Raw genomic sequence first — 25,239 nt, 5'->3', positions numbered from 1 at the left:
CATTCAATTAACTTTTTTTGTGAGTTCAGGCCAGGCAATGGACAAATAAATTACCATTGACCAAATCGTTAAAATTGCAGCCACATACAGGAGTACAAAACCTAAAACCCCCCACCAGGATTGGGCAGGATAAAAAGCGATCAGCAACACCAGGGCGACCATTTGCACGGTGGTTTTTATCTTGCCGATGTAGCTGACGGTCACACTGGCACGGCGTCCAATTTCAGCCATCCATTCGCGCAGGGCAGAAATGACGATTTCGCGCCCCACAATGACGATGGCAGGCAAGGTAATGTAATCAATGTCCCTGGCCCCGACCAACAGCAATAACGAACTGGCCACCAGTAATTTATCCGCAACGGGATCCAAAAAAGCCCCGAAAGGCGACATTTGTTTTAATCGTCTTGCCAGATAACCATCCAGCCAGTCGGTAAAACTGGCTAAAGCGAAGATAGCCGCTGCTAAGCCGTGAGCCACTGGGGATGGCAGGTAAAACGTCACAATAAAAACCGGGATTAATACGATTCGGGCCAGGGTAAGAAGATTAGGCAGGCTGGTTAACGTGGTCATAACTCGCTTTTCCTTGGAAACTCCGGTAAGTGGATAAAATCGGCGAATAATTGAAAGTCGTCGAAAACACAAAGCGCTCCCGCACCTTCCAGCACCTCGCGTTGCTGGTGATAAAAATCAACCCCCACCGCATCCATGCCAATGCTTTTCGCCATTTCTATATCCGTGACTGAATCCCCAACCATGATCGCGTCTTTCGGCGTCAGGGCGAATTCATCTAAAATTTCTTCAAGCATCTGCGGGCAGGGTTTGGGCGGCACCTGACCCGCTGAGCGAGTCACTTTAATCAGGGCATCAAGCCCGGAAAGCTGTAAAGCCCGCTGCAGGGACTGTTGGCCTTTATTGGTGGCAATCGCCACGTCCAAACCCGCCGCTGTGAGCCGCTCAACGATTGATTTCGCCCCGGGAATTAAATAAACATCCGCATGCCGCGAGACTAAGGATTGCTGAACCGCCTGCAGCAATTGTTGATGCTGCTGCAGCGTCAGATGAGGAAAAACAATTTTCATGGCCTTCACCAAACCCAATTCCACGGATTGGCGAGCCAGTTGTTCATCCAGTTCCCCAAAATTTAAACGGCGCGCTTCAACGGCCACATTGTTTAAAATTTGTCCGAGTGTATCACCTAAGGTTCCTTCCCAATCGAAAACTACCAAGCGGTATCGCTTACTCATGAGATAAAAAGCTCCTTGAGCGTAAATTTTTCAACGTGTTGGCAAAGCGTTCATCAAGAGTGGCTTCAAACACGTGCTTAATGCCATTTAGGTTAAATTGAATTGCCCGCGCATGCAAATAGAGCCGGCCTTGATCCAATTCTACATCGCCTGGACTGATGACTTCACCATATTTTTCATCCCCGACGATGGGATGGCCAAGATGCGCGCTATGGACACGGATTTGATGGGTTCGTCCCGTTTTTGGCGACGCCTCCACCCAACAGGCGCAGGTGTAATTTTCAAGGAGTCTGAACTGCGTTTCGGAGGCTTTGCCTTCTTCATTGACCGTCACCATCCGCTCGCCGGATTTAAGCCTGTTCTTTTCAAGCGAGGCTTCGACAACCTGAATTTTTTTACCCGACCAGGGATGCGCCAGCAAAGCCCAATAGGTTTTGGTCACCTCCCTGGCTTCGAGCAAGGCCTGGATTGCACGTAAAACACTGCGTTTTTTAGCCAGCAGCAGGCAGCCGGAGGTTTCGCGATCCAGACGGTGAACCAGTTCCAGATAGGCTAAATCAGGGCGCATTTTGCGCAAAGCCTCAATCACACCCAGGCTTAAGCCGCTGCCGCCATGCACGGCAATCCCTGCTGGTTTATTAATAACCAACAGGCGCTCGTCTTCAAAAATCACGCTGTCTTTCAGGCGTTGTTCCAGCTTTAACCCGACAAAAACCGGTTTATCCTGCGCCGTACGAACTGGCGGAATGCGCACCACGTCACCCGCGGCGAGACGGGTTGACACCTGCGCTCTTTTTTTATTGACCCGGACCTCCCCGCCGCGGATAATGCGGTAGATATGGCTTTTTGGCACGCCTTTGAGCACACGCATCAGGTAGTTATCAAGACGCTGCCCTGCTTCCTCAGCCTGGATTTCGGTGTATTTTACATCACTCATTCTGCTTAAACCTATTTGCTGTAGCCGATTTTTTTGCTATCATTAAAGACTGCGGGGAATAATTTTTCCGCGACCGAATTATAACGCATAAACGAATAAAAATATTCAGCAGCCGATGGTATCAACGCGGCTGTTTTAGGATTCACGAGTTTTTGTTGTTGAATTCTATAATTAAAACGCGCTTCCCTCAGGCTAAGACAGAAGGAAGTAACCCAATACAGAGCCAAATTGAAGACAAACTCACTCAGATACCCGCGCATGCCAGACATGCCTGACATTAGACATTACTTACCATGCAATCAAACCGCTAGGGCTCACGACTGTACAGAACAGCACGTGATGCCTCTGTTTTTTGCAGAATCAGTCCTGTCTGATGATACCCATCAGCTTGCACCGTACTACCGAGTCGGTCGTATGCACGCGGTCTGTCCTTCGTATTGGGATGCTTAAAGAACTGGTTTGTGATGTAAGTAAGGCGACAGAGCAGTAAGGTTTTCACTTGAACATTACTGTATTATTTGTTCCATGACCCTGTTATGGGCAAGCCTGTCATGTGACGTCGTCGACTGTCGCACAAACCTGAGGCCTTTGAACTGTCTTAACGTGTTTGGGTTGCGCCCTGATTGGGGTAACCGATGGAAAAAATGTTAATCAATGCAACTCAGGCCGAAGAGGTACGGGTTGCTCTGGTGAAAGACAATCATCTCTATGATCTGGATATTGATTGTCCTTCGGAAATTAAGAAAAAAGGCAATATTTACAAAGCCGTGGTCACGCGGCGCGAACCCAGCCTTGATGCGGTATTTGTTGAATACGGCGCCAAGCGTCAGGGTTTCCTTCCCTTAAAAGAAATTGCGCCGGAATACTTAAGCAAAAATTTAAACGACTACAACGACGACAACAAACCGCCGATTACTTCGCTGATTCGCGAAGGGCAGGAGCTTCTCATTCAGGTGGACAAGGAAGAACGCGGTAATAAAGGCGCCGCCCTGACAACGTTCATTACCTTGGCCGGTTGCTATTTAGTCCTGATGCCGAACAACCCCAATTCCGGCGGTATTTCACGCCGCATTGAAGGGGATGATCGCGATGAGTTGAAAGAAACCTTAAACGCCCTGCAGCTTCCCGATGACATGGGACTCATCATTCGCACGGCCGGCGTCGGTAAAAATCTCGATGAGCTTCAAAGCGACCTGGACATGCTGTGCAATCAGTGGCAGGCGATTCGTCAGGCGTACACGACGCAACTCGCCCCCTGCCTGATTCATCAGGAGGGCGATGTCATTATCCGCTCCATTCGCGATAATCTGCGCAAGTCCATTGGCGAAATCATCATTGATGATCAAATTTCATACGTCAAGGCCAAGCAATACATTGAGCAGGTAAAGCCTGATTTTCTGCCTAACCTGAAACTGTACAACAGCACCGTACCGCTGTTTAATTTTTATCAGATTGAAAGTCAAATCGAAACCGCTTACCAACGCGAAGTGATGCTGCCTTCCGGTGGTGCCCTGGTTATCGACAGAACCGAAGCGCTTGTGTCCATTGACGTGAACTCAGCCAAAGCCACCAGTGGTTCCGATATTGAGACCACGGCGTTGAATACCAACCTCGAAGCCGCGGATGAGATTGCAAGACAACTTCGTCTGCGCGATTTGGGCGGCCTGGTCGTCATTGATTTTATTGACATGAGTTCCAGTAAAAATCAGCGCGACGTTGAAAACCGTTTAAAAGAAGCCTTAAAGGCGGATCGAGCCCGCATTCAGGTGGGACGCATTTCCCGCTTCGGCCTTCTGGAAATGTCACGTCAACGTTTAAGATTGTCATTAGGTGAAACAGCACAGGAAGTTTGTCCACGCTGTGAAGGCCGCGGCACCGTCCGTAACATTCAGTCTCATGGGTTGTCCCTTGTCCGTCTTATTGAAGAAGAAGCCTTAAAAGAAAAAACTGCTGAAGTTCAGGTGCAACTGCCTGTCGAAATGGCCACCTTCATCATTAACGAGAAACGCGATTTTTTACTGAACATTGAAAAACGTCATGGTGTTCAGGTTTTAATCATCGCCAACCCCTACATGCAGACGCCGCAATATGAAATTACACGACTGAAAGAAGACAATGTCGGTAAAAACAAAAAGCCAAGCTATAGCTTGATTCAACCGCCGGAACTGACATTAGTCCGCACTGATCAGGACAATGTTAAAGTGGATGAACCGGCCGTGAAATCATTCACCTCACACAAAGTCACCAAGGCGAATCAAAACGGGTTCATCAAACGTTTGTGGAAGAGTTTGTTTGGTGGAGAAGAAGTCGCTCCAGCCACCACCAGTCATCGTACTGAAAAACAACCTCATAGCGGTCAGCCCCGCCATCAACACACCCTGCATAGCGGAGAACGCCGAAGCCACAATCAAAGCAATCGCCGTCGACGCCCTGCGGGCAACACGCAACGAAATGCGCAGCCGCAACAGCAGCAGCAACGCAAAAAAAACCCAAGCGGCGGTCATCAAAATCAAAACGGACGGGTCCTGCCCATCAAGCAGGAATCTGCAAAAAAAAAAGAAGCAGTTAACCGAGAGTCAACAGACAATTGATTAAGGCTTCTGGCCATGGCGACCGCCATGGCCAGTTCTTCCTGCCGCGGCTAAACCGCGGCAGTTCAGTCAACGTGCCCTGCAAGGGGACTATTTCACGCGTCCTGTTAATCCGTACAATTTTATTCTCGTGGACTTGAGGCTTTTAGCCGTTTCAACCCGCTACGCTCAAGCTGTCCCGTGCCCACAACCTGAATGCCCGCCTGCGTGAACTTTCTCTTGTCTTACCCGCGAAGGCCGGTAACCATTCGGATCACGGATGGTGGATACCTGCAACTGCAAGCCAGGTTGCAAAAGACCCTGCCACTGAATGGATGCCCGCCTGCGCGGGCAGAACAGGGAGTGGATGAGATTCATTTTTCGGGCAGGACCCCTTACCTAAAGCCTGTAAGGCAGATTAAGGGCTTCCCTGCTTAACCCAAGACACATCCTCGTCTCAACATCTATTCATCAAACGGCCTGCTCTTTTAATGTTCCCTTAAGACTCAAGGAGTACTCTAGGCTAACCCTAATTGGAGATTAATAATCATGGTTAAACCTGTTGCATTTCTTGATGTGGATCATACCCTTAGTTTTACTGATCCAAACAGTGATGACGGCGGCACAATTTATAATGAGGGCCTTATCAAGGCGTTATTGAAAAAAGGCATTAAAGACGTCTATTTATTCACTGACATGACGTTCAGCCCTCATTCTATCCGTGATCGGAGAGAATTAGTTCAACTCCTTCAAAAGAAAGGCTTTACTGTCCATGGTGTATTAACTCCTTGCGATATCATGTGGTCGCAATTAACCGGCGATCAAGCAGTACAGATCAATAAAGCCCTGCTGCAAAGAAAACTGTCAAAATATTCTGGTGCGCCTTTTGAGAAGGTCATCACGGATGAACCATTCACTATTGAATATCCTTTCGTAACCGAATTGAGGCACTATTCTCCTCAAAAGAATCAACCCGGATGCAGCTACGACGAGGCCAACAAGGTGTTTGATCCCAATGCTCCCTCACTCCCTGCTCATCTCGAAACCAGAAGCACCATGACCAAGGTTTTTAGCGATTTTCTGGCCGAAAAGACGGGTTATGTTGATTTGAGCAAGGAGCCCGGACATCAGCAAGGCCACACCAAATCACTGATGCTCGATTTCTTTCTGCATCACAAGCCGGACTGGATCAGCAGCATTTTAGTTGTCGATGATAACATCAATGTCATCCAGGGGATCGGCACGTACAAGGAAACAAGAAATCCTAAGCTGCCCATTGGCACATTACAGATTGAACAGATGGAATCAGAAGAGGTTTATGGAGCGGCTATCGATGAGCATCTAAAAACAGATCCTCATTTTGGCGTTTACTACAAACTGCAACAATTAATCGATGACCACATCAAACACTTGAATTCAAGCTGGTTTAACCCTTTCTTAAGCAGTCCACAAGCTAAAATTGAAGCATTGGAGCTATTAAAAGAGGAGCTCCTCAACGCGTTCAGCACAACAGAGGAAGTGGCTATTCCAACGCTGATCGACAACTGGCAAAATGCAATAAAATTTAAAAGCGTGTCGACCAACGCCTCTGTGCCGATCTCCACAGTCATTAGCCAGCACCGCAATCTTTTCTTCACTGAGCACCGCGACAAACTCACGTCAACCCAGTTGTTTATTGAACAGCTAAAAGTACAATTCAAACCTCAAAACGGCAAAGAAGAAGTTTTGATAGTTAATCCTTTGCATTCGATTAATTAATCTTGTTACCTGTCCCGGGCATCAATAAGCCCAGGGCAGGTTTCTTAATTTGAATCCTCCAATCCCGTTGCAATCGGCGTGACGCCAATATTGGGATTAATACCGCAGTCATCCAGAAGTTTCAGCAGGTTATTGCCGCGACGGGTTAAGCGTTTGATGCAATAGGTTTCGAGATAACTTTGCAATATATAATAATACTCCGGTAGATTGAGGATGGTTAATATTTTTTCAGCGCGGACAATGTGATGGGCCTGGCTGTGATCACAGGACTGAAAAAGCACGGCGCCCAACATCGCGGCAAAGCTGGCTTTGCGAACAGGATCGGCAAGGTAAAAGCGATGAACGCATTCATCAAGCGCTCGGTCTTTGTCCCACTCGACCCAGGTATCATAAAGACTCATGGCTTCTTCGTCATCCAGGCGCCCGTTTAGAGCCATTTTCTGCAGGGCGTAACCAACAGCAACGACGGATTGAACATTGGCCCACGAGCAGTTGCCGCTGATTTGTGAGCTAATGGGCATTTGTGCCACCGGCACCAATCCCAGTTGCTGATTGATGGTCTGATGAAAATACCTGCGACTCTGTTTGCGGTAGAGAAATTCCCTAAGGAATGCCAGATTAAAGGCGTCTGGCCGGGTGATGCGGTAAATATTGACACTGCCCTCTTTCAGGCTGTTCTCACCCCGATCAATTTTAGCCCACCATTGGTCATAACGAATAAAGGCCATGGCATGCCCCCGGCTTGCAGCGGGTAGAATTAGCAGGGGGACCTGCCTTAAGCGGTCAATCTGACGAAGCTGCTCTTCCTGCAGGTGAGGATGATGCTGAAATTTAAGCAATTCTGCCGCAGTGCCCAAAGCATCCATGATTTCATGTAAAAAAGGAAAATGTTCCCGTAAATGGCGGGTAGAATAGCTGCTGGTAAAACGACGCAACGAATCTTTAATGACTGCAACAGTAAACTCAAGGATAAAGCCTTCGTAATCAAGTTCAATAAACTCGCCTTTGGCATTGACAATGTCGACATCGCCCTTTAATTCATAACGATGGCCAAGCAGCTTGCCGTGAATGAAATCGAGGGCAAAATCCAGTTTGGCGCCGTATTGGTACAGTAAATGTTTTAACGTGTCCTGACCACGAAGAACAGGATAAACCAGCACCGAAAGCCCGGAGTGGGTATAGGCATTGGGATCAGCCTGATGTTCAAGCAGCAGCCGGGCCAGTTCGATATCCTGGTTATCAACAGCCCAGTGAAGGGGTGTCCGGCCAGTCACATCCGATTTATTGACATTCACACCCCGGTTGATTAACTGCTCGGCAATAGCAGGCTGACGAGTAATGGCGCATTCAATCAAGGGCGTGAAACCGTACTCATCGATGTCATCGAGTGATTCGCCCAATCGCAGGTAATGCTCAAAATCAGGCATACGGCAACTGATAATGTCATTGGCGATGGTCATGGATTAAGGTCCCTGTGGTTTGGGTGCGGTCGTGAATTTGGGCATATTCCCCAAGCGCAACTGTTTCTCCATTTCCTGCTCTCGCCGTTCATTGTCAAATTCGCGGCGGGCTTCAGTATTGAGCGGCGGTTCCGGATTCAAATTCGGATCAATCCCATCAAAACGCTGGGCATCCAGCCAGGGATGTTGTTGTATGGAATTTTGCAATTCCCCTTCCGGCGCGTTGGAGGGCTGTTCATCCGGATGCTCACGCGCATGGACTCTGGCCAGTTGGCGATGCCCTTCCTGCTCCATCAAACGGCGTTTACGTTCCATGCTGCCGGTTTCATCGGCAAGATAGGACCCTGAACGCTTGACCTCCGGTAACTCACTGTACGTAAACGCATCATGATGAACGATATTGCCATGGCGGGTCACCACCACCACATCAACAATACCGCGTCCAGAGGGAGTGAGGGCCGTTACCGTGGTTGGATTGACCAATTTAAAACGCATGGCGGCCTTGCCGCCAAAGGTTACCCCGATGGCAGCGCTTAAATTGGGACCGGTAATCGTGACTTCCGTACCGCCAGCCAACGTACCCAGGTCAGGAGATACGGTAATCCCGGCCGCCATACGGCCAGTGAAGGCGTTAGGGATTTTGGGTTTAGTACTCATACTACACAGTATAAATTATAAATACTCACGTTGCAGTATTTCAGCAATCTGTACAGCATTGGTAGCCGCTCCTTTGCGGATGTTGTCAGCGACGACCCATAAATTCAAGCCGCAGGGATCCGTAATGTCTTCCCGTATGCGTCCCACAAACACCTCATCCTTTCCGATAGCATGGGTAAAGGGCGTCGGGTAAAGCAACTTGGCGGGATCATCCACCACTTTGACCCCAGGCGCTTTGGCCAACAGTTTGCGTGCTTCGGTTGCGCTCAGCGGTTTTTTTAATTCAAGATGAATGGCTTCGGAATGCCCATAGAGAACCGGAACCCTGACCGTGGTGGGGTTCACCAGAATGCTGTCATCTTCCATGATTTTTTTGGTTTCCCAAACCATTTTCATTTCTTCACGGGTGTAGCCGTTTTCGAGAAATTCATCAATGTGCGGCAGGACATTAAAGGCAATCTGGTGTGGATAAACCAGGGCATCCACCGGACGGCCATTCAATAACTCGCCGGTTTGGCGGATTAGCTCACTGATTGCTTTTTTGCCTGTACCGGAAACCGCCTGATACGTGACGACATTGATGCGCTTGATTCCCACGGCATCCTGTAGCGGTTTCAATGCCACAACCATCTGAATGGTTGAACAATTGGGATTGGCGATAATGCCGCGCTGGGTGTATTCGCTGATGCGATGAGCATTGACTTCCGGAACCACCAGCGGGATATCCTGGTCGTAACGGAAACAGGAGGTGTTGTCGACGACAACGCAGCCTGCAGCGGCAGCGATGGGCGCATACTGTTTAGACACCGAACCGCCAGCTGAGAATAAACCAATGTCCACCCCTGAAAAATCAAAATCAGCGAGATTCAGCACCTCCAGTTCACGGTTATTAAATTGCACCGTTTTTCCTGCTGAACGCTCACTGGCAAGGGGATACAACTTATCCACGGGAAAATCACGTTCCTGAAGCACCGTCAGGAATGTTTCACCCACAGCGCCTGTTGCCCCCACGATTGCCACATTCAGCCGTCTGCTCATAATAACCTCTTTCATTGTTTTGTTGTCTTCAAATCTTGGGGAAAGTTCATCGCCGCGTCAAGGTTTCATAAAATGCCTTGATTAGCGATTCTGCGCTTTATGACGCAAATAATGATCCATGATAACTAATGCCATCATCGCTTCTGCAATTGGAACGGCACGAATGCCCACACAGGGATCATGGCGGCCTTTAGTAACGACAGTGACTTCTTCCCCCGCTGTAGTTAATGTTTTACCCGGTTTAATAATGCTCGAGGTTGGTTTCAGGGCCAGGCTGACCTCGAGGTTCTGCCCGGTGGAGATACCGCCTAAAATCCCGCCGGCATGGTTGCTCAAAAAACCGGTTTTATCCATTTCATCGCGATGCTCACTACCCTTTTGAGTAACCACGGCAAATCCCGAACCAATTTCAACCCCTTTCACTGCATTAATCGACATCATGGCGGCGGCGAGCGTCGCATCGAGTTTATCAAAAACCGGATCACCCAGACCCACCGGCATGTTTCTAGCCATGACATGCACACGGGCGCCAATGGAATCCCCTTCCCGCCGTAATTGATCAATGGTATGGGCCAGCGCATCAAGCTGATGCGCGTTCGGGCAAAAAAAAGCATTGCGATCGATTTCTTTTTCATCGACAAAATCGAGGATCAACTCACCCATCTGCTGCAGGTAACCGATGATTTCAATCCCCGCCTCCTGCTTTAAATACAAACGGGCAATAGCGCCTGCCGCCACGCGCGCCGCGGTTTCCCGCGCGGAAGAACGCCCGCCGCCACGGTGGTCGCGATGGCCGTACTTGTGGTGGTAAGTGTAATCAGCATGACCCGGACGAAAGACATGCTTTATTTCTTCATAGTCACTGCTGCGCTGATCCTGGTTGCGAATCAGCAAGGCAATGGGCGTGCCGGTGGTCACTCCTTCAAATACACCGGACAGAATCTCCACGGCATCAGCCTCGCGCCGTTGCGTAGTGTATCTGGATTGGCCGGGTTTTCGTTTATCCAGAAAAGGCTGCAGGGCCTCTTCACTTAAGGCAAGACCGGGAGGGCAGCCATCGACGATACAACCTAACGCCTTACCGTGGCTTTCGCCAAACGTCGTCACTCGAAACAGGCGGCCAAAGGTATTTCCGCTCATGATTGCTTTCCTTTATTTGCCAAAATAGCGCTTAAGCTGGGTCTGAGTCAGCAGGAAAACCCCCTGGCCGCCATTCTCAAATTCAAGCCAGGTGAATTCCAGATCAGGAAAGGCGTCACAGAGCGCTTCCTCGCTGTTACCCACTTCAACGACCAAAATGCCATGGTCGGTCAGGTAATGATGGGCATTGGCCAGTATTTTTTCAACCAGAGCCAGGCCATTGTTAGCCGCTTCGAGCGCCATCACGGGTTCATGGCGGTATTCCTGCGGCAAGGTCTGCATTTCCTCCTCACCCACATAGGGAGGATTGGACACAATGATGTCGTAGCGGACGGCGGGCACGTTTTCCCAACAATCGGATTGAATGAGGCAGAGCGATTCATGAAGCGCATGACTATCCTGATTGATGGCAGCCACTGCCAGTGCGTCTTCGGACAAGTCCACTGCATCGACTTCCGCTTCGGGAAAAGCATAGCAACAGGCAATCGCAATGCAGCCGCTGCCGGTGCATAAATCGAGGATGCGATGTACCTTGGAACTGTCAATCCAGGGAGAAAATTGGTGATTGATTAATTCAGCAATGGGCGAACGCGGAATAAGCACCCGCTCGTCCACATAAAAAGGCAAATCGCAAAACGTCATGTGCTGAATTAAATAAGGCACCGGGACGCGATCGATAATTCGGCGTGTCAATAGCTCGGTCAACTGCGTTTTTTCTGATTGAGTTAATCGTGCCAGCCAGAATTGGCTATCGAAATCAGGCGGCAGTTGCAAGCCGCCAAGCACCAGGGCAACCATTTCATCCCAGGCGTTGTCGGTGCCATGGCCATAATACAGATCGTGCGCATTCGCCTGGGTGACGCCAAAGCGAATGAAATCAAGAATCGTCACCAACTCGGAAGTGTCTGGTAAAGTCAGAGCAGTCATAGGTACCTTATGGTTAATTAATTGCGCAGAATTATCCTAAATTGTGCGTCAATTAAACCATATTCTGTTAGTGCCCGTCGAGAAAAAGCACACGCCACGGCCTGTGGCAGTATAACCAGCGACTAAGGCCAGCTGTTTACCTGAAACCGTTTAACGAACGCTCTCTTACAATGAGGGGGTTATGCTCACTTCTTCCAATTCCATGGTATCCGGCAAGCGTCGTTTTGTTGGATCCTGATGCCATAAGGATTGAATGACCGTGGCTACTTTGACAGGACAGGATTCGGGAATACCATAACGCGCAGCCTTATTCACTCTGTTTTCAACCAATTCAGTCAAGTCGTTTTCCGGGGCTTCCTTGCGGGCGGCCAATTCCCAAAAGGTAATACCGAATGCAAAATAATCGCCGGCCCGCGTCACTTTCAACGAATGAGTGAGGGGCTTCTCCTGCCCTTCGACCCGGTTTTCCTTTAAGGATTCTTTTTGTAAAAACTCCAACAATTCAGGGGCACAGTAACTCGGCGATCCCACCTGTTCGACCTGACTGCCAATGGCTTTCGTTAAGCCAAAGTCACAGAACTTCGGTTCAAACGTTGACATTAACAGAATGTTTTGAGGTTTAATATCCCAATGGGCATACCCGGCGTTATGTAGGAATTGCATGCCTTTAATGCATTGCACAACGATGGGATAGCTTATTTTCCAATAGGCTTCCCATGACGTCACAGGAATCTGTTTATGATTTTTAAAAAACGCGTCGAGATTACCTTTCGGAGCATATTCCATAGCCAGGTAGACCTGTTTTTTCAGGGTTAGTTTTCCCACTAAATCAATGATGTAATTTCCTGCCAGCGGGGTTTTATTTTTCTGTCGGGTGAGTTCTTTTAAAACCTGCACCTCATTGACGACGCTTTCATCATCGATTTTCTTAATGGCTATCCAACGATTAGCCTCGGTGTGTTGTATTTTGTAGACAACAGAAAAGGCGCCCATACCAATTTTGGTCTTGGTTTCCGGTTTATACTCTGTACTGCAGTCAATCAGCTCATCTTCACCGTCTGTTTTTTCTGACTTGTCAGCCGGCATTTGATTGGTCTCTTTCCCTTTATTGCCGCCTGACACTTCGATGGGAGCGCTGGCCTCGTTCTCCTTTGAAAAAGCATGAATTGCTTCATTTAAGTTCTGTTGAGTATTGGGCATAAAGACTCCAAAATAAGACAGACCTGGTATGGCCAAGGGATCGTATTTGATCGAAATTACAACTTATGAATTTTATAATAAACACATTAACGAATTATTAAACACAGATGATGCTCTCTCGGTAGCGGACTCGCATCGATGTTTAAGTCCAGCCTCATCGGCTGATTTTGAATGGGCTGCCGCGGGCAAAGCCGCGGCGTATCGAGATTGAAACAATAGCGTCGGTTAAGTTATTTGGGAGACAAGTCTTTTTGTTCATCAAGACCAGTTGGTATATGCCGCTTGGCAGGATCCTGATACCATAAAGACTGGATGATGGTGGAAACCTTCACCGGGCAATTTTCGGGCAAGTCATAACGCTCACCCTTAACCACTCGATTTTGGTATAATTGTTCCATGTCGCCTTCATACACTTCGTCGCGAGCGGCCAATTCCCAGAAAGTCAGGCTCAAGGCAAAGTAATCGGCACTGGCTTCCACTTTCAAGTCACCGACGACTGACGCTTTTGCCCCTCTGCTTTGCTGACTTCGTCTGTGCAATTCGACAATTTCGGGGGCACAGTAAAGTGGCGACCCAACGGCCTCTGCTGGATTGCCCAATTTTCCCGCCAGACCAAAGTCACAGAATTTCGGTTCGTACGTTGCTGTTAACAGGATATTCGGCGGTTTGATGTCCCGATGAGCTATGCCCATACTGTGAATAAAATCCAGCCCTTTGAGGCAATGAAGCATGATTGGATAAGCGATTTTCCAATAAGCACCCCAGTTTTTCTTGGGAATCGCTTTAAAATTACTAAGAAACCCTTCCAGATCACCTTGCGGCATGTATTCCATTACCAGGTAAAATTTACCCTCAAGCCCAATACGGTCCAGAAAATCGACGGTATACTTTCCTTCAAGCGCTGTTGCTTTCTTTTTATGAGTGAGCGTCTTTAAGATTTTTGCATCATTTTCGACGGTTTTATCCTCATCAAATTCTTTGATGGCTGCCCACTTGCTGGTTTTGGCGTTCTGTATTTTATACACTAAAGAATAGGCACCGGAGCCAATTTTTACCTTGGTTTTTGGGTCATACCCCTCATCAGTTACTATCAGCTCAATGTCGACTTCTTTTTTTTCAGGTTTGCCATACGATAATGCGGTGGCTTGGTCATCTTCAGGCGATTCAAAATAAGGGGGCAGGCTTTCTGACTCAGTCCTTACACTCCCATGGGTTTGACTCCTGTTAATGAGTTCAAAATAGGGCAGGTCTTGCGATACATCGCTCTTTTTTGAAGAGGATAGGTTTAGCTCAACCACAGTAAAGGGATTAGTATTAGGCATAAAGACTCCAAAGAGATCGGATGGAGCAATTATACAACGCCATGTTTAAATTTAAAACAGGTCTTGCCTTTCCCATCCCCTGCGTGATGTTGTGAGTCTGATTGAGTATAATTAAAATAGATTTTTATGGGGGTTTTAGTAATGGCGGATGATGGGGTATCTGATCAAGACAAAGCATTGTTTCGTCAGGCTATGCAGTCGGTTAAGCCGCTAAAAAAGGGTAAGGCCAAGTCTGTGAGTGAAGTCATTGTACCCCAACATCATACCGCACCACCCAAACGGACGCGGCGTGAAATGCCGCCTCCCTCAGCGATTAGCCTGTCCAGCTATTATACCAACGAAGTATTGGCACACACGACCTTGTCATACACAAGCCATGGCATTCCGGCCAAACGATTCAGGGAATTAAAAACAGGTGCCATCCATTGGCAAGCCAAACTGGATTTACATGGCTTAACTACGGAAGATGCCCGCGAAACACTCCTTGCCTTTATCTTAAGACAGTATGAAGCAGGGCATCGTTCCATTCTGATTATTCATGGCAAAGGCGGTGTGCATGGTGAAGCACCCGTGTTAAAAAAACTGGTTAATCATTGGCTCAAACAGATTCCCACCGTGCTGGCTTTCCATAGTGCCAGACCTAAAGATGGCGGCACGGGAGCCTTGTATGTTTTATTAAAGAGGCAACGTCATGATTAATGCATAAAATGAATACAATTTCCGGTTTTTGCATACGTTTTCGATTGAATTTATCGTCATAAACGCTTACCATTTGCACAAATTTAAGTATGAAACGATCATGAGTAAAAAAGCGATTATCATCGGGATTTCAGGTCCATCCGCCTCAGGCAAAAGTCTTTTGGCCAATACTATTGTGAATGAACTCGGTTCTGAACAAGTGGTTGTGATTTCAGAAGATGCCTACTACAAAGACAACAGCCATCTTCCTTTAGCCGAAAGGGAAAAAATCAACTACGACCACCCGAATGCCTTTGATCATGCGCTGCTGTGCCAGCATTTAAAGAGCCTGCAGGATGGCGCGTCGGTAGAGATTCCCATTTACTCCCATTCCAAACACATCCGCTTGCCTGAAACCCGCAAGGTAGGCCAGCATGCCATCATTGTACTGGAAGGGATTTTATTGTTCAGCGACAAGGCCCTGCGTGAAATCATGGACATCCGGATTTTCATGTCAACGCCCCTGGATGTCTGTTTGACCCGCCGTTTAAAACGGGATGTGGTTGAACGGCATCGTTCATTTGAATCCGTGGTCCATCAGTATGAGACCACCGTGAGGCCCATGTACCTGCAATTTATCGAGCCTTCAAGCCGTTATGCAGATATTATTGTTCCTCGCGGCGGTGAAAACCGTATTGCTATCGACATGATTCAAGCCAAGATGCGCGAACTGCTTGCGACTCATAAAAAAGATTAGAGGAGTGTATGATGGGATTTTTAAATGGAAAAAAGGCTCTGATTGTTGGCCTTGCCAGTAACCGTTCGATTGCTTACGGCATTGCCAAAGCCTTCCATGAGCAAGGCGCACAATTGGCCTTTACCTATCAAAATGAAAAATTACGGGAGCGGGTCGAAACCATGGCGGCCGAATTCGGTTCCAGCCTGACATTCCCCTGCGATGTGGCCAGCGATCAGGACATCCAGGCGGTTTTTGAGCAATTGGGGAACCAATGGGATAAGCTCGACATCGTGATTCATTCCGTGGCCTTTGCCCCAGCTGATCAAATCAGCGGCGATTTTGTCGAATCCGTAAACCGTGAGGGGTTCCGCATTGCCCATGACATCAGCGCTTACAGCCTGGTGGCCCTGGCCAAAGCCGCTCTTCCCATCATGACTGACACCGGCTCGATTTTAACACTCAGTTATTACGGCGCAGAAAAAGCCGTGCCCAACTACAATGTCATGGGCATTGCCAAAGCCAGTCTTGAAGCGTCCGTGCGCTATCTCGCAGCAAGCCTTGGCCCCAAAGGCATCCGTGTCAATGCTATCTCAGCAGGCCCCATTAAAACACTGGCGGCCGCAGGCATTAAGGATTTCCGAAAAATGCAGGCCGCCTATGCCAATACTACGCCGATGCGCCGCAATGTCACTGCGGAAGAAGTGGGTAATACCGCCGCTTTCCTCTGCTCTGATTTAGCCTCAGGCATTACCGCCGAAGTCATCCATGTGGATGCAGGGTATCATGCCGTTTCCATGTCGGATTTAACCGAGTAACCCGCTTTAATTGATGCGATGCTGGGTCTTAACCCAGCACGCGCTGCTTGTTTCACTTCATTGCTCCCATTTCTGTCAATCCATTTCATTTTTACTGGCTTTATATGTAGGGCATTGATTGAAAGAATGAGGCGCAGCCAGATGCTAAACCGATTGGGATAAACACGGAAATTGGTTGCCGTATGGGTGCTGTGAGGGCTGGTCCACACGCAATGGACAGCCCCAGAGATTTGATGACTAGCCGAAATTAGGCGCAGTAGGCGCATAGACCGGTTGAGTTGGCTCGTAAGGTGGCGGTGAATCAGAATAGGATGCCATGTTGGATGGATGGCCATGATGATGTTGCACGTAAGCATCAGGCTGTGACGGAGGCACCACGTTCAGTTGCGGGTAAAGATTGCCCGTCTGATAAACATAATCCTGCGTCTGTGCATTGTAATAATAGGCAGGTATAAACACCTGGGGACGGCGTAAATTGAACGTCATGTCATCGACTTTGATTTCCTCTAGTTCGCCTCGTCTTAACTGACGAACCTGGGCTAAAATCGCTTGCTTTTCCCCGCCGCGGGTCGTAAACCAGCGAGTTAATAACGCAGGAACCCCTTCCTCACCCATTTTTCCGCGAAGGGCTGTAATGGCACATTTGACCGCAATAGGGTCAAGTCCTACGTCCAGCAAGTCGTTCATTTCTGAATCCGTTAATTGAAAACGGCAGGCATCCATGGGATCAATTGCATCGTTGTTTTTCAAAAGGTACTTTTGTAATTTGTTTGTCGCAAAACAACCCAGGGCACCTAAAGCCAGTGACAGGCAGACGGTAGTAAAAACAACCAGCCCCACGGGATTACTGATTCCAGCCGCCAGAACCAACGCCGACAAAGGCGATGCAACCACCATGGTACCCAACAAGGCGCCAGCGGTAGTGAAAGCAGCCATGCTTGACAAGGTGATAAACGCCTGTAACCAACCTTCATTCCAGACAAAGCGCTCTAAGCTATTCAGGGTCTGACTTAACATGTAATAAAGCGCGATACAGGCCAACACTGCAGCAATAAGCACAAGAACCAGCAGAATCAAAAAGGCTAAGCCTTCGCCATTGATGCTATCATTGCTGCCATGACCATGATGATGAGAGCCCCACCATCCGCCATGGTGATGGTGTGCGTGAAGGCTACTGAAATAAAGGTTAAGCATGGCCCAATCAAAAAGGGCATCGTGTCGGCAATAGGGATCGGTATTGATGAAAATGAGCTGTTGTCTCTTTTTAAGCTTGTTTTTAATATTTTCTTCACGCCGAAATTGCTGTAACTGGGCAAAATTATTTCTGTACAATGGCGTGGAAGCGATAAAAGCGTTAAACACAGCCCAGGCCCTGCCTTGCCCTTCAACATCAAGACCATAGAATGCAGAACCATCATTAGCCAATTCGCCATAAACTTTAAAATAAAGAGTCCAGTAAATTTGTTCAGGTGCTAATGCCGGGATTTGCTCAAAGAGCTTCTTATAATCCGCCGCCAAACCTAAATACATCTGGGACAGCATGTTATCAGAAAAATTTTTTGCCATACGCCTACTCCCTAAACAACCTTATACCATTTACTGATGTCTCTCGATTTTGGCTTTAGCGATAATGCTATTGACGTACAGATCGTAATCCATAACGCCATAGCTCGATTCAATCTGCTGAGCCAGGCTTGCCTGTTGCTCTTTATCCAGCGAAGAATAACGGCCATCATTAATTTTTTTAAGCTGAACAATCACGTAATCGCCATTGACCAGACTACGACCTTCGCGGCTGTTGACACGCGGCAGGCTGAAGGCAAGATCATTGATCATGGCATCGGCTTTATCGGTATCGCGTGTGGCCTGTTCTACTTCATGCCAGGTCAATTTTTTCTCGTCGATGATTTTTTCCTGCTTGCCCTTGTCCGACTTGGTAGAGAGCAAATCAAGACCTAACTGTTTTGCTTCTTTGCGCGCCTGCAGCAGAGTTAGTTTTTTAACAATGGTTTCTTTCACCTGTTCCAGGGTTTTTTTGGAAGCCGGGATGTGTTTATTTACCCGAAGAACAATGACGCTGTCATTGTCCAATTGTACCGGTTCGCTGTTATTACCCAACTCCAGTACATCGTGGCTGAATGCCGTATTGACAATCTGCTTGTTGCGAGTAATGTCACTTTGACCACCCTGGCGGGTAAACGGTTCCGTTTGCTCAATTTTCAGTTTCAATTCATCGGCTGCCGGCGACAGGGAATCGGGGGTCTGATAGCTTAGATCCGTCAACTGCTCCAACACCTGAGCATAATTAGCCTGTGCAAGTTCAGCGGAAAGCTGTTCAGAAATTTCTTTCTTCACGTCAGTCAATGGCTTAAGCTTGGCCGGTTTATAGGCGATGAGTTTAAAGAGTTCATAACCATGAGCTGTTTTAAACGGTGCAGAAATCTGCCCGGGCTGGGTCAGGCCGGACAGCGCCTTATCAAATTCCGTGCTTCCAGCCACAATCCAGGGCAAGACGCCGTCGTTTGCCGCAGACAATTTATCCGCTGACATGGTTTTTACCCATTGAGAAAATTGCATGGGATTGTTTTCAAGCGCCTGATAGGCCTCATCCGCCTTTTGTTTAATCTGCTTCTCAGTTTCCACACTGGCATCATCCGGTATCGCGAACAGGATGTGAGCTACCTGCCATTGAGCGGGTGTCAGGAAATTGCTTTGATTGTCCTCATAGTAACGCTGAATGTCACTGTCAGTGACTTGAATGTTTTTACGGATGTCCTGCATGGACAGGCGAATGTAATCGAGGCTGACTTTTTCCGGTTCAATGAATTGCTGCTGATGTTTTTTATAGTAGGCAGCCACCTGCGAATCATCAATTTTAATATGATCAGTGAATAACGAGGTGGGAATTTCAAGGTAATTGTAATCGCGAGTCTGCATGTACAGTTTGACAAAGCGTTTAATTTCTTCCGGTAAAGCAAAGGCACTGCCCATAAAGGCAAACCGTTGCTGATTCAGCAGCATGCCCTGTCGCACTTCCTTCTGAAAAGACTCTGGCGTAAACATGGCACCACTTAGAGCCTGCTGATAACGCTCAGTAGAAAAATGGCCATCCTGTTGAAACTGGGGAATGCTGACGATGGCGGCATTAGCCTGCTCGGGACTCACCTCAAAGCCTGCCCCTTTTGCCGCTTGCACGGTAATCTGATTGACAATCATGTTTTCCAGTACTTCCTTACGCAAAGCCACTTCACTGGCGGTTGTCATTTGCGAAGGATCGCGCTGCTGGCGGGCGCGTCGATAACTGATTTCAAAGGATTGCTTGCTGATGGGTTCACCATTAACGGTCACTTCAGAATCTGAGGCCTGATGAGACTGCATATAATAGTCGACTCCGAATAAAGTGAAGGTTACCGCAATCAGAATAATCACTACCCAGGCTACCACGCCCTGTATGCGTTCATTTAACTTTTGCAACATATTCGAAGTTCCATATTTTAATGTAAATACGCAAGAAATTCAGATTAACTTGGTTGATAAAAAAAACGCGCCATACGGCGCGTTAATCTGGCGGAGTGGACGGGGCTCGAACCCGCGACCCCCGGCGTGACAGGCCGGTATTCTGACCAACTGAACTACCACTCCAATTCTTGGTGGGTGCTGCAGGGATCGAACCTGCGACCCTCGCCTTGTAAGGGCGATGCTCTCCCAGCTGAGCTAAGCACCCAAAAAACTTACGCTTCCTGTACTGCTTCCTTCAGATTCTTTCCAGACTTGAATCTTGCAACTCGTGAAGCAGGGATCTGAATGGTTTTGCCAGTTTGTGGATTTCTTCCTGTACGAGCAGAACGATTACCAACTGTAAATGAACCGAATCCTGGTAACACAACATCGTGGCCGTTTCTTAAAGCATCAGTCACAGTCGCAATAAAAGTATCGATTACACGACTGGTATCTGCTTTAGTAACACCAGCACTACTAGCAATTGCTTCTACCAATTCACTCTTCTTCATCTTTTCCCCTATCCAGTTATTCATCCATAAGTTGAGTCGATTAACTGCATCTTCTCGGTTTAAGCGTCCACATCCTTGAACTGCCCGCCAGTGGCGGGCAACGGAATGAAATATACCCCTTATTAGTGTGCGTGTAAATCCTTATTTTTATTTTTTTTTGAACTTTTTGTTGTCACAACCGGATTTACCTCTGAAATGGGGGCATCAACCCTGGGGCTGCGCTGTAAAGCGATGTCTAAAACTTGCTCGATGGTCTTCACCGGGTGGATAGTCAGCTTTCGCAGCACATTGTCAGGGATCTCTTCCAGATCCTTGGAGTTCTCCTCAGGAATAATGACATGCTTGATACCACCGCGATGAGCAGCCAGGAGCTTTTCCTTTAGCCCGCCAATGGGCAAAACCTGCCCTCGCAGGGTAATTTCACCGGTCATCGCCACATCAGCCCTTACAGGAATCTGCGTGAGCGTCGATACCAGTGCCGTACACATGCCAATGCCCGCACTGGGGCCGTCTTTAGGCGTTGCCCCCTCCGGCACGTGCACGTGGAAATCATTCTTGTCATAGAAATCGTCTGCCAGACCAAAAGTTTTGGCACGGCTTCTAACCACCGTCATGGCGGCGTGGATGGATTCCTGCATGACCTCGCCCAATTGGCCGGTATGAATGGTTTTGCCCTTACCCGGTATCATGGAGGCTTCGATGGTTAATAGTTCACCGCCGACACTCGTCCAGGCAAGTCCTGTCACCTGACCAATCTGATCAAACTGTTCAGCCAGTCCGTAACGGAATTTTTTAACACCCAGGTATTTTTCAATGTTGGCCCGGGAAATGGTGATTTTTCTGGTTTTCTTGCTTGATAAAATTTCCTTCACTACCTTACGGCAGATGCTGGCAATATCACGCTCCAGATTCCGCACCCCAGCCTCACGGGTATAATGGCGGATAATTTCCCTGACGGCGCTCTCGCCGATATTGATCTCATCGGATTTAAGACCATTGAGCGTAACCTGCTTGGGAATTAAATAAGTCAGCGCAATATTGACCTTTTCATCCTCGGTGTAACCCGCCAGGCGGATGACTTCCATCCGGTCAAGCAGCGGTGCGGGAATTTCCAGAGAGTTGGCTGTGGCGATGAACATGACATCGCTTAAGTCATAATCCACTTCAAGGTAGTGATCGCTGAAAGTATGGTTTTGCTCAGGATCAAGCACCTCCAGCAGAGCGGAAGCCGGATCACCTCGGAAATCCATGGCCATTTTATCGACCTCATCCAGCATGATCAGCGGGTTTTTCACCCCGGCTTTACACAATTTCTGAATGATTTTACCGGGCATGGAGCCAATGTAAGTACGGCGATGACCGCGTATTTCGGCCTCATCGCGCACACCGCCCAAGGCAATACGGATAAACGTACGCCCCGTGGCATTGGCAATGGACTGTCCGAGAGAGGTTTTACCTACCCCCGGTGGTCCAACCAGGCACAAAATGGGACCTTTGAGGCGTTTTACACGCTTCTGGACCGCCAGGTATTCGATAATCCGTTCTTTGACTTTCTCAAGTCCATAGTGTTCTTTATCCAGCAGTTTCTCGGCTTTCTTCAAATCAAATTGAATTTTATTCTTGCGCTTCCAGGGTACGCTAAGCATCCAGTCTAAATAATTACGAATGACGGTGGCTTCAGCCGACATGGGCGACATCATTTTGAGTTTCTGCAACTCAGCCATTGCTTTGGTTTTGGCTTCCTTAGGCATACCGGCTTTATTGATTGAGTTTTCAAGCTGCTCAATCTCATTGCCTTCTTCACCCAGTTCCCCAAGTTCTTTTTGGATGGCTTTGATTTGCTCGTTTAAGTAATATTCGCGCTGGCTTTTTTCCATTTGCCGTTTCACGCGCCCGCGCACGCGTTTTTCGACATGCAGTAAATCAATTTCACCTTCAATGGCAGCCATTAAGCGCTCAAGGCGAGTACCGACATCGACAATTTCCAGCAATTCCTGTTTATCATCGACTTTGATGCTCAAATGCGCGGCAATGGTATCCGCGAGTCGGCCTGGCTCTTCAATGCCGACTAAGGAGCTTAAAACTTCGGGGGGAATTTTTTTGTTAAGCTTGATGTATTGCTCAAACTGAGACATCAGCGAACGCATGATGATTTCAATTTCCTGCTCTTTGTGACTCTCATTGACTTCGTGCATGGGCTCAAGACTGGCTTCAAGGTAACCATGTTCCTGATTGTAAGACACCACTTTGGCGCGTACTTCGCCTTCAACCAGCACTTTGACTGTGCCATCAGGCAATTTTAATAATTGCAGAACGCTCGATACGGTGCCGACGCTAAACACATCCTCCGGCGTTGGATCGTCATTGGATGATTTGCGTTGCGCGACTAAAAAAATCTGTTTATTGTCCACCATTGCCGCTTCAAGGGCCTTGATGGATTTTTCCCTTCCCACAAAAAGCGGAATAACCATATGAGGGTATACCACGACATCACGAAGCGGCAGTACAGGTAATGGCGACACCAATTCGCTTTCATTCGATATGAATTTATTTTCACTAGACATAATAAGCCCTTCTTCAGACGATTATCCCAAGTATCATTACCAATTTATATCAAAACAGCTTAGACGCATATAAGATTGGGACACTTGCCATTGATTTTTAACAAATCAATGGCAATCTAACGACAAGGTGTAAAAAATCAGCTCTTAACCGCCAGCGGCAGATTGCTTGCTCTCGTCACCTTCGAAGATGAGGATAGGTTTACCAGTATTGTTGACAACATTCTCATCAATCACCACTTTCTTAATCCCATCCAGGGAAGGTAGATCATACATGGTATCTAAAAGAATATTTTCAAGGATGGCGCGCAGACCGCGAGCGCCTATTTTTCGCTCCAGTGCCTTTTTGGCAATTTGATGCAACGCTTCATCGCGGAACTCCAGTTCCACGTCTTCCATTTTGAATAAAGCATGGAATTGTTTTGTCAGCGCATTTTTCGGCCGGGTCAGGATGTCAATCAAGGCTTCTTCATCCAGCTCGTGCAGGGTGGTGACCACCGGAAGACGGCCTACAAACTCAGGAATCAAGCCGTATTTTACCAAATCCTCGGACTCTAAGGATTCCAGAATTTTTTCATTGATTTTGCTGTCTTTCTGGTTTTTAAGCTGGGCGGCAAAACCAATGCCGGATTTGTCACTGCGCTCACGGATCACTTTTTCAAGGCCGGCGAAAGCGCCGCCGCAAATGAACAGAATATTGGAGGTGTCGACCTGCAAAAACTCCTGCTGCGGGTGTTTACGACCGCCTTGAGGGGGAACAGAAGCCACCGTGCCTTCGATTAGTTTCAACAACGCCTGCTGTACCCCTTCGCCGGAGACATCGCGCGTAATCGACGGGTTGTCGGATTTTCGTGAAATTTTATCGATTTCATCGATGTAGACAATGCCCTGCTGGGCCTTTTCCACATCGTAGTCGCATTTTTGCAGCAGTTTCTGAATGATATTTTCGACGTCTTCCCCCACATAACCGGCTTCGGTCAGGGTCGTGGCGTCCGCCATGGTAAATGGCACATTCAGCAAACGGGCCAGTGTTTGAGCCAGGAGGGTTTTCCCGCTTCCTGTCGGGCCAATCAGCAGAATATTACTCTTGCCAAGCTCGATACCGTCCTCGGTTTTATGCTGCAGGCGCTTGTAATGATTGTACACGGCGACTGACAGGACTTTCTTGGCATGAGGTTGACCAATAACATACTCATCCAGGAATTGTGAAATCTCACGGGGCGTCGGTAAATGGGATTCTGATTCTTCCGCCACATCCTGTGTTTCTTCACGAATAATATCGTTACATAATTCCACGCACTCGTCACAAACGAATACGGAAGGGCCAGCGATTAACTTCTTGACTTCATGCTGACTTTTTCCGCAGAATGAACAATAAAGAATTTTATCCCCATCGCTGTTACCAGTTTTACTCATTGATAAACCCCTTTCTTACTTTATGCCATTATCTTTGGCAATCTAGTAAAATTTTAGACAATTGAAAAAATAAAGGCAATGCGGCTACGAAAACTTAACAGTTGCCTGTCTTTTTCGCAGCCGTCTGATTACACTTCGCTCGCAAGCGCATTACGATCGTAGAGGACCTTGTCAATTAACCCGTATTCCATCGCCTGGGTCGCACTCATAAAGTTATCCCTTTCGGTATCCCGCATGATTTGGTCAGGCGTCTTTTTGGTGTGTTTACCCATGATATTGTTCAATCGCTCTCTGACAGCCAGCGTTTCACGTGCGTGAATTTCAATGTCTGTGGCCTGGCCGCGGTAACCGCCTAAAGGCTGGTGAATCATCACGCGGGCATTGGGCAGGCAGAACCGCTTGCCGTCGGCACCGGCGCAAAGCAGCAGAGCGGCGGCAGAGGCAGCCTGGCCGATGCACAGGGTGCTGACATCGGGTTTAATGAACTGCATGGTGTCATAAATGGCCAAACCAGCAGTCACCACCCCGCCAGGGGAGTTAATGTACAAGGAAATGTCCTTATCCGGATTTTCTGATTCAAGGAACAGAAGCTGAGCTACAACCAGATTGGCCATGTGGTCTTCGACTTCACCCAGCAAAAAGATAATGCGCTCTTTTAATAATCTGGAGTAAATGTCATAGGAACGCTCCCCTCGCGAGGTTTGCTCAATCACCATCGGCACTAAGCCGCTGGCATTCCTGATTACATCGTCTGAATAGCCCGGCAT

General features: G+C 48.1%; 23 protein-coding genes and 2 tRNA genes. 5 read left to right on the top strand and 20 right to left on the bottom strand.

Annotation, left to right across the window (positions count from 1 at the left end; translation table 11 throughout):
* Positions 1-3: 3 nt before the first annotated feature.
* Genes pgsA through Lrub_RS04940 form a run of 4 tightly spaced genes read right to left on the bottom strand, consistent with a single transcriptional unit; the run spans position 4 to position 2,450 of the window.
* On the bottom strand, positions 4-570 hold the full coding sequence (gene pgsA / locus Lrub_RS04955) for a CDP-diacylglycerol--glycerol-3-phosphate 3-phosphatidyltransferase (RefSeq protein WP_058531074.1): 567 nt from the start codon (positions 568-570) through the stop codon (positions 4-6).
* Positions 567-1,244: an HAD family hydrolase gene (locus Lrub_RS04950; protein WP_058531073.1), complete on the bottom strand. Its 678-nt coding sequence runs from the start codon at positions 1,242-1,244 to the stop codon at positions 567-569. Before Lrub_RS04950 ends, pgsA begins: the two co-directional genes overlap by 4 nt.
* Entirely contained in the window at positions 1,237-2,181 is a 945-nt protein-coding gene (locus Lrub_RS04945) for an RluA family pseudouridine synthase (protein WP_058531072.1), read from the bottom strand. Before Lrub_RS04945 ends, Lrub_RS04950 begins: the two co-directional genes overlap by 8 nt.
* An 11-nt stretch (positions 2,182-2,192) precedes the next feature.
* Positions 2,193-2,450, bottom strand: coding sequence for a hypothetical protein (locus tag Lrub_RS04940; protein ID WP_133134009.1), 258 nt, complete (start codon positions 2,448-2,450; stop codon positions 2,193-2,195).
* Between the two features lie 366 nt (positions 2,451-2,816).
* On the opposite strand from Lrub_RS04940, the gene Lrub_RS04935 reads away from it, so the two are divergent.
* Complete coding sequence (locus Lrub_RS04935; protein WP_058531070.1) at positions 2,817-4,772, top strand: Rne/Rng family ribonuclease; 1,956 nt, start codon at positions 2,817-2,819, stop codon at positions 4,770-4,772.
* 168 nt (positions 4,773-4,940) lie between these two features.
* Here Lrub_RS04935 and Lrub_RS14905 read toward each other — a convergent pair whose 3' ends face one another.
* Positions 4,941-5,129, bottom strand: a complete 189-nt coding sequence (locus Lrub_RS14905; RefSeq protein ID WP_133134008.1) for a hypothetical protein — start codon at positions 5,127-5,129, stop codon at positions 4,941-4,943.
* 171 nt (positions 5,130-5,300) lie between these two features.
* Here Lrub_RS14905 and Lrub_RS04930 point away from each other — a divergent pair, with 171 nt between their 5' ends.
* Entirely contained in the window at positions 5,301-6,509 is a 1,209-nt protein-coding gene (locus tag Lrub_RS04930) for a hypothetical protein (protein ID WP_058531069.1), read from the top strand.
* 44 nt (positions 6,510-6,553) lie between these two features.
* Here Lrub_RS04930 and ankH read toward each other — a convergent pair whose 3' ends face one another.
* The 7 genes from ankH to Lrub_RS04890 form a co-directional block, all read right to left on the bottom strand.
* Positions 6,554-7,969, bottom strand: coding sequence for a Dot/Icm T4SS effector AnkH/LegA3 (gene ankH, locus Lrub_RS04925; protein WP_058531068.1), 1,416 nt, complete (start codon positions 7,967-7,969; stop codon positions 6,554-6,556).
* A 3-nt stretch (positions 7,970-7,972) separates the two neighbouring features.
* Positions 7,973-8,626, bottom strand: coding sequence for an IPT/TIG domain-containing protein (locus Lrub_RS14535; protein WP_082651442.1), 654 nt, complete (start codon positions 8,624-8,626; stop codon positions 7,973-7,975).
* Between the two features lie 15 nt (positions 8,627-8,641).
* Entirely contained in the window at positions 8,642-9,664 is a 1,023-nt protein-coding gene (locus Lrub_RS04915) for an aspartate-semialdehyde dehydrogenase (RefSeq protein WP_058531067.1), read from the bottom strand.
* An 81-nt stretch (positions 9,665-9,745) separates the two neighbouring features.
* Positions 9,746-10,804: a chorismate synthase gene (aroC, locus tag Lrub_RS04910; RefSeq protein WP_058531066.1), complete on the bottom strand. Its 1,059-nt coding sequence runs from the start codon at positions 10,802-10,804 to the stop codon at positions 9,746-9,748.
* A 12-nt stretch (positions 10,805-10,816) separates the two neighbouring features.
* Positions 10,817-11,731: a 50S ribosomal protein L3 N(5)-glutamine methyltransferase gene (prmB, locus tag Lrub_RS04905; protein ID WP_058531065.1), complete on the bottom strand. Its 915-nt coding sequence runs from the start codon at positions 11,729-11,731 to the stop codon at positions 10,817-10,819.
* Between the two features lie 165 nt (positions 11,732-11,896).
* A complete protein-coding gene (locus tag Lrub_RS04900) occupies positions 11,897-12,931 on the bottom strand; it encodes a protein kinase domain-containing protein (RefSeq protein WP_058531064.1) in 1,035 nt (344 codons plus the stop codon).
* A 230-nt stretch (positions 12,932-13,161) separates the two neighbouring features.
* Positions 13,162-14,253 carry a protein kinase domain-containing protein gene (locus Lrub_RS04890; RefSeq protein ID WP_058531062.1) on the bottom strand — a complete coding sequence of 364 codons (1,092 nt, stop codon included), beginning with the start codon at positions 14,251-14,253 and terminating at the stop codon, positions 13,162-13,164.
* 126 nt (positions 14,254-14,379) lie between these two features.
* Here Lrub_RS04890 and Lrub_RS04885 point away from each other — a divergent pair, with 126 nt between their 5' ends.
* The 3 genes from Lrub_RS04885 to Lrub_RS04875 all read left to right on the top strand — a co-directional run bounded on the left by Lrub_RS04885 (position 14,380) and on the right by Lrub_RS04875 (position 16,485).
* Positions 14,380-14,952, top strand: a complete 573-nt coding sequence (locus tag Lrub_RS04885; RefSeq protein ID WP_337589122.1) for a Smr/MutS family protein — start codon at positions 14,380-14,382, stop codon at positions 14,950-14,952.
* Between the two features lie 100 nt (positions 14,953-15,052).
* Positions 15,053-15,688, top strand: coding sequence for a uridine kinase (gene udk, locus Lrub_RS04880; protein WP_058531551.1), 636 nt, complete (start codon positions 15,053-15,055; stop codon positions 15,686-15,688).
* Between the two features lie 11 nt (positions 15,689-15,699).
* Positions 15,700-16,485, top strand: coding sequence for an enoyl-ACP reductase FabI (locus Lrub_RS04875; protein ID WP_058531060.1), 786 nt, complete (start codon positions 15,700-15,702; stop codon positions 16,483-16,485).
* Positions 16,486-16,722: 237 nt separating this feature from the next.
* Here the strand turns inward: Lrub_RS04875 and Lrub_RS04870 are convergent, their stop codons facing one another.
* The 8 genes from Lrub_RS04870 to clpP form a co-directional block, all read right to left on the bottom strand.
* The gene (locus tag Lrub_RS04870) at positions 16,723-18,051 is read right to left on the bottom strand and encodes a hypothetical protein (protein WP_058531059.1); all 1,329 of its coding nucleotides are present in this window, start codon (positions 18,049-18,051) and stop codon (positions 16,723-16,725) included.
* 30 nt (positions 18,052-18,081) lie between these two features.
* Positions 18,082-19,962, bottom strand: coding sequence for a SurA N-terminal domain-containing protein (locus tag Lrub_RS04865; RefSeq protein WP_058531058.1), 1,881 nt, complete (start codon positions 19,960-19,962; stop codon positions 18,082-18,084).
* 88 nt (positions 19,963-20,050) lie between these two features.
* Positions 20,051-20,127 (bottom strand) — tRNA-Asp (locus Lrub_RS04860).
* Between the two features lie 6 nt (positions 20,128-20,133).
* A tRNA-Val gene (locus Lrub_RS04855) sits at positions 20,134-20,209 on the bottom strand.
* Between the two features lie 7 nt (positions 20,210-20,216).
* The gene (locus tag Lrub_RS04850) at positions 20,217-20,495 is read right to left on the bottom strand and encodes an HU family DNA-binding protein (protein ID WP_058531550.1); all 279 of its coding nucleotides are present in this window, start codon (positions 20,493-20,495) and stop codon (positions 20,217-20,219) included.
* Positions 20,496-20,617: 122 nt separating this feature from the next.
* Entirely contained in the window at positions 20,618-23,059 is a 2,442-nt protein-coding gene (gene lon / locus Lrub_RS04845) for an endopeptidase La (RefSeq protein ID WP_058531057.1), read from the bottom strand.
* Positions 23,060-23,203: 144 nt separating this feature from the next.
* On the bottom strand, positions 23,204-24,472 hold the full coding sequence (gene clpX, locus Lrub_RS04840) for an ATP-dependent Clp protease ATP-binding subunit ClpX (protein WP_058531056.1): 1,269 nt from the start codon (positions 24,470-24,472) through the stop codon (positions 23,204-23,206).
* A gap of 128 nt (positions 24,473-24,600) precedes the next feature.
* On the bottom strand, positions 24,601-25,239 hold the full coding sequence (clpP, locus tag Lrub_RS04835) for an ATP-dependent Clp endopeptidase proteolytic subunit ClpP (RefSeq protein ID WP_058531055.1): 639 nt from the start codon (positions 25,237-25,239) through the stop codon (positions 24,601-24,603).

The organism is Legionella rubrilucens (assembly GCF_001468125.1).
GTDB lineage: Bacteria > Pseudomonadota > Gammaproteobacteria > Legionellales > Legionellaceae > Legionella_C > Legionella_C rubrilucens.
Note: the sequence above shows the minus strand (reverse complement) of the source record. Positions and strands in the feature narration are given on the sequence as shown.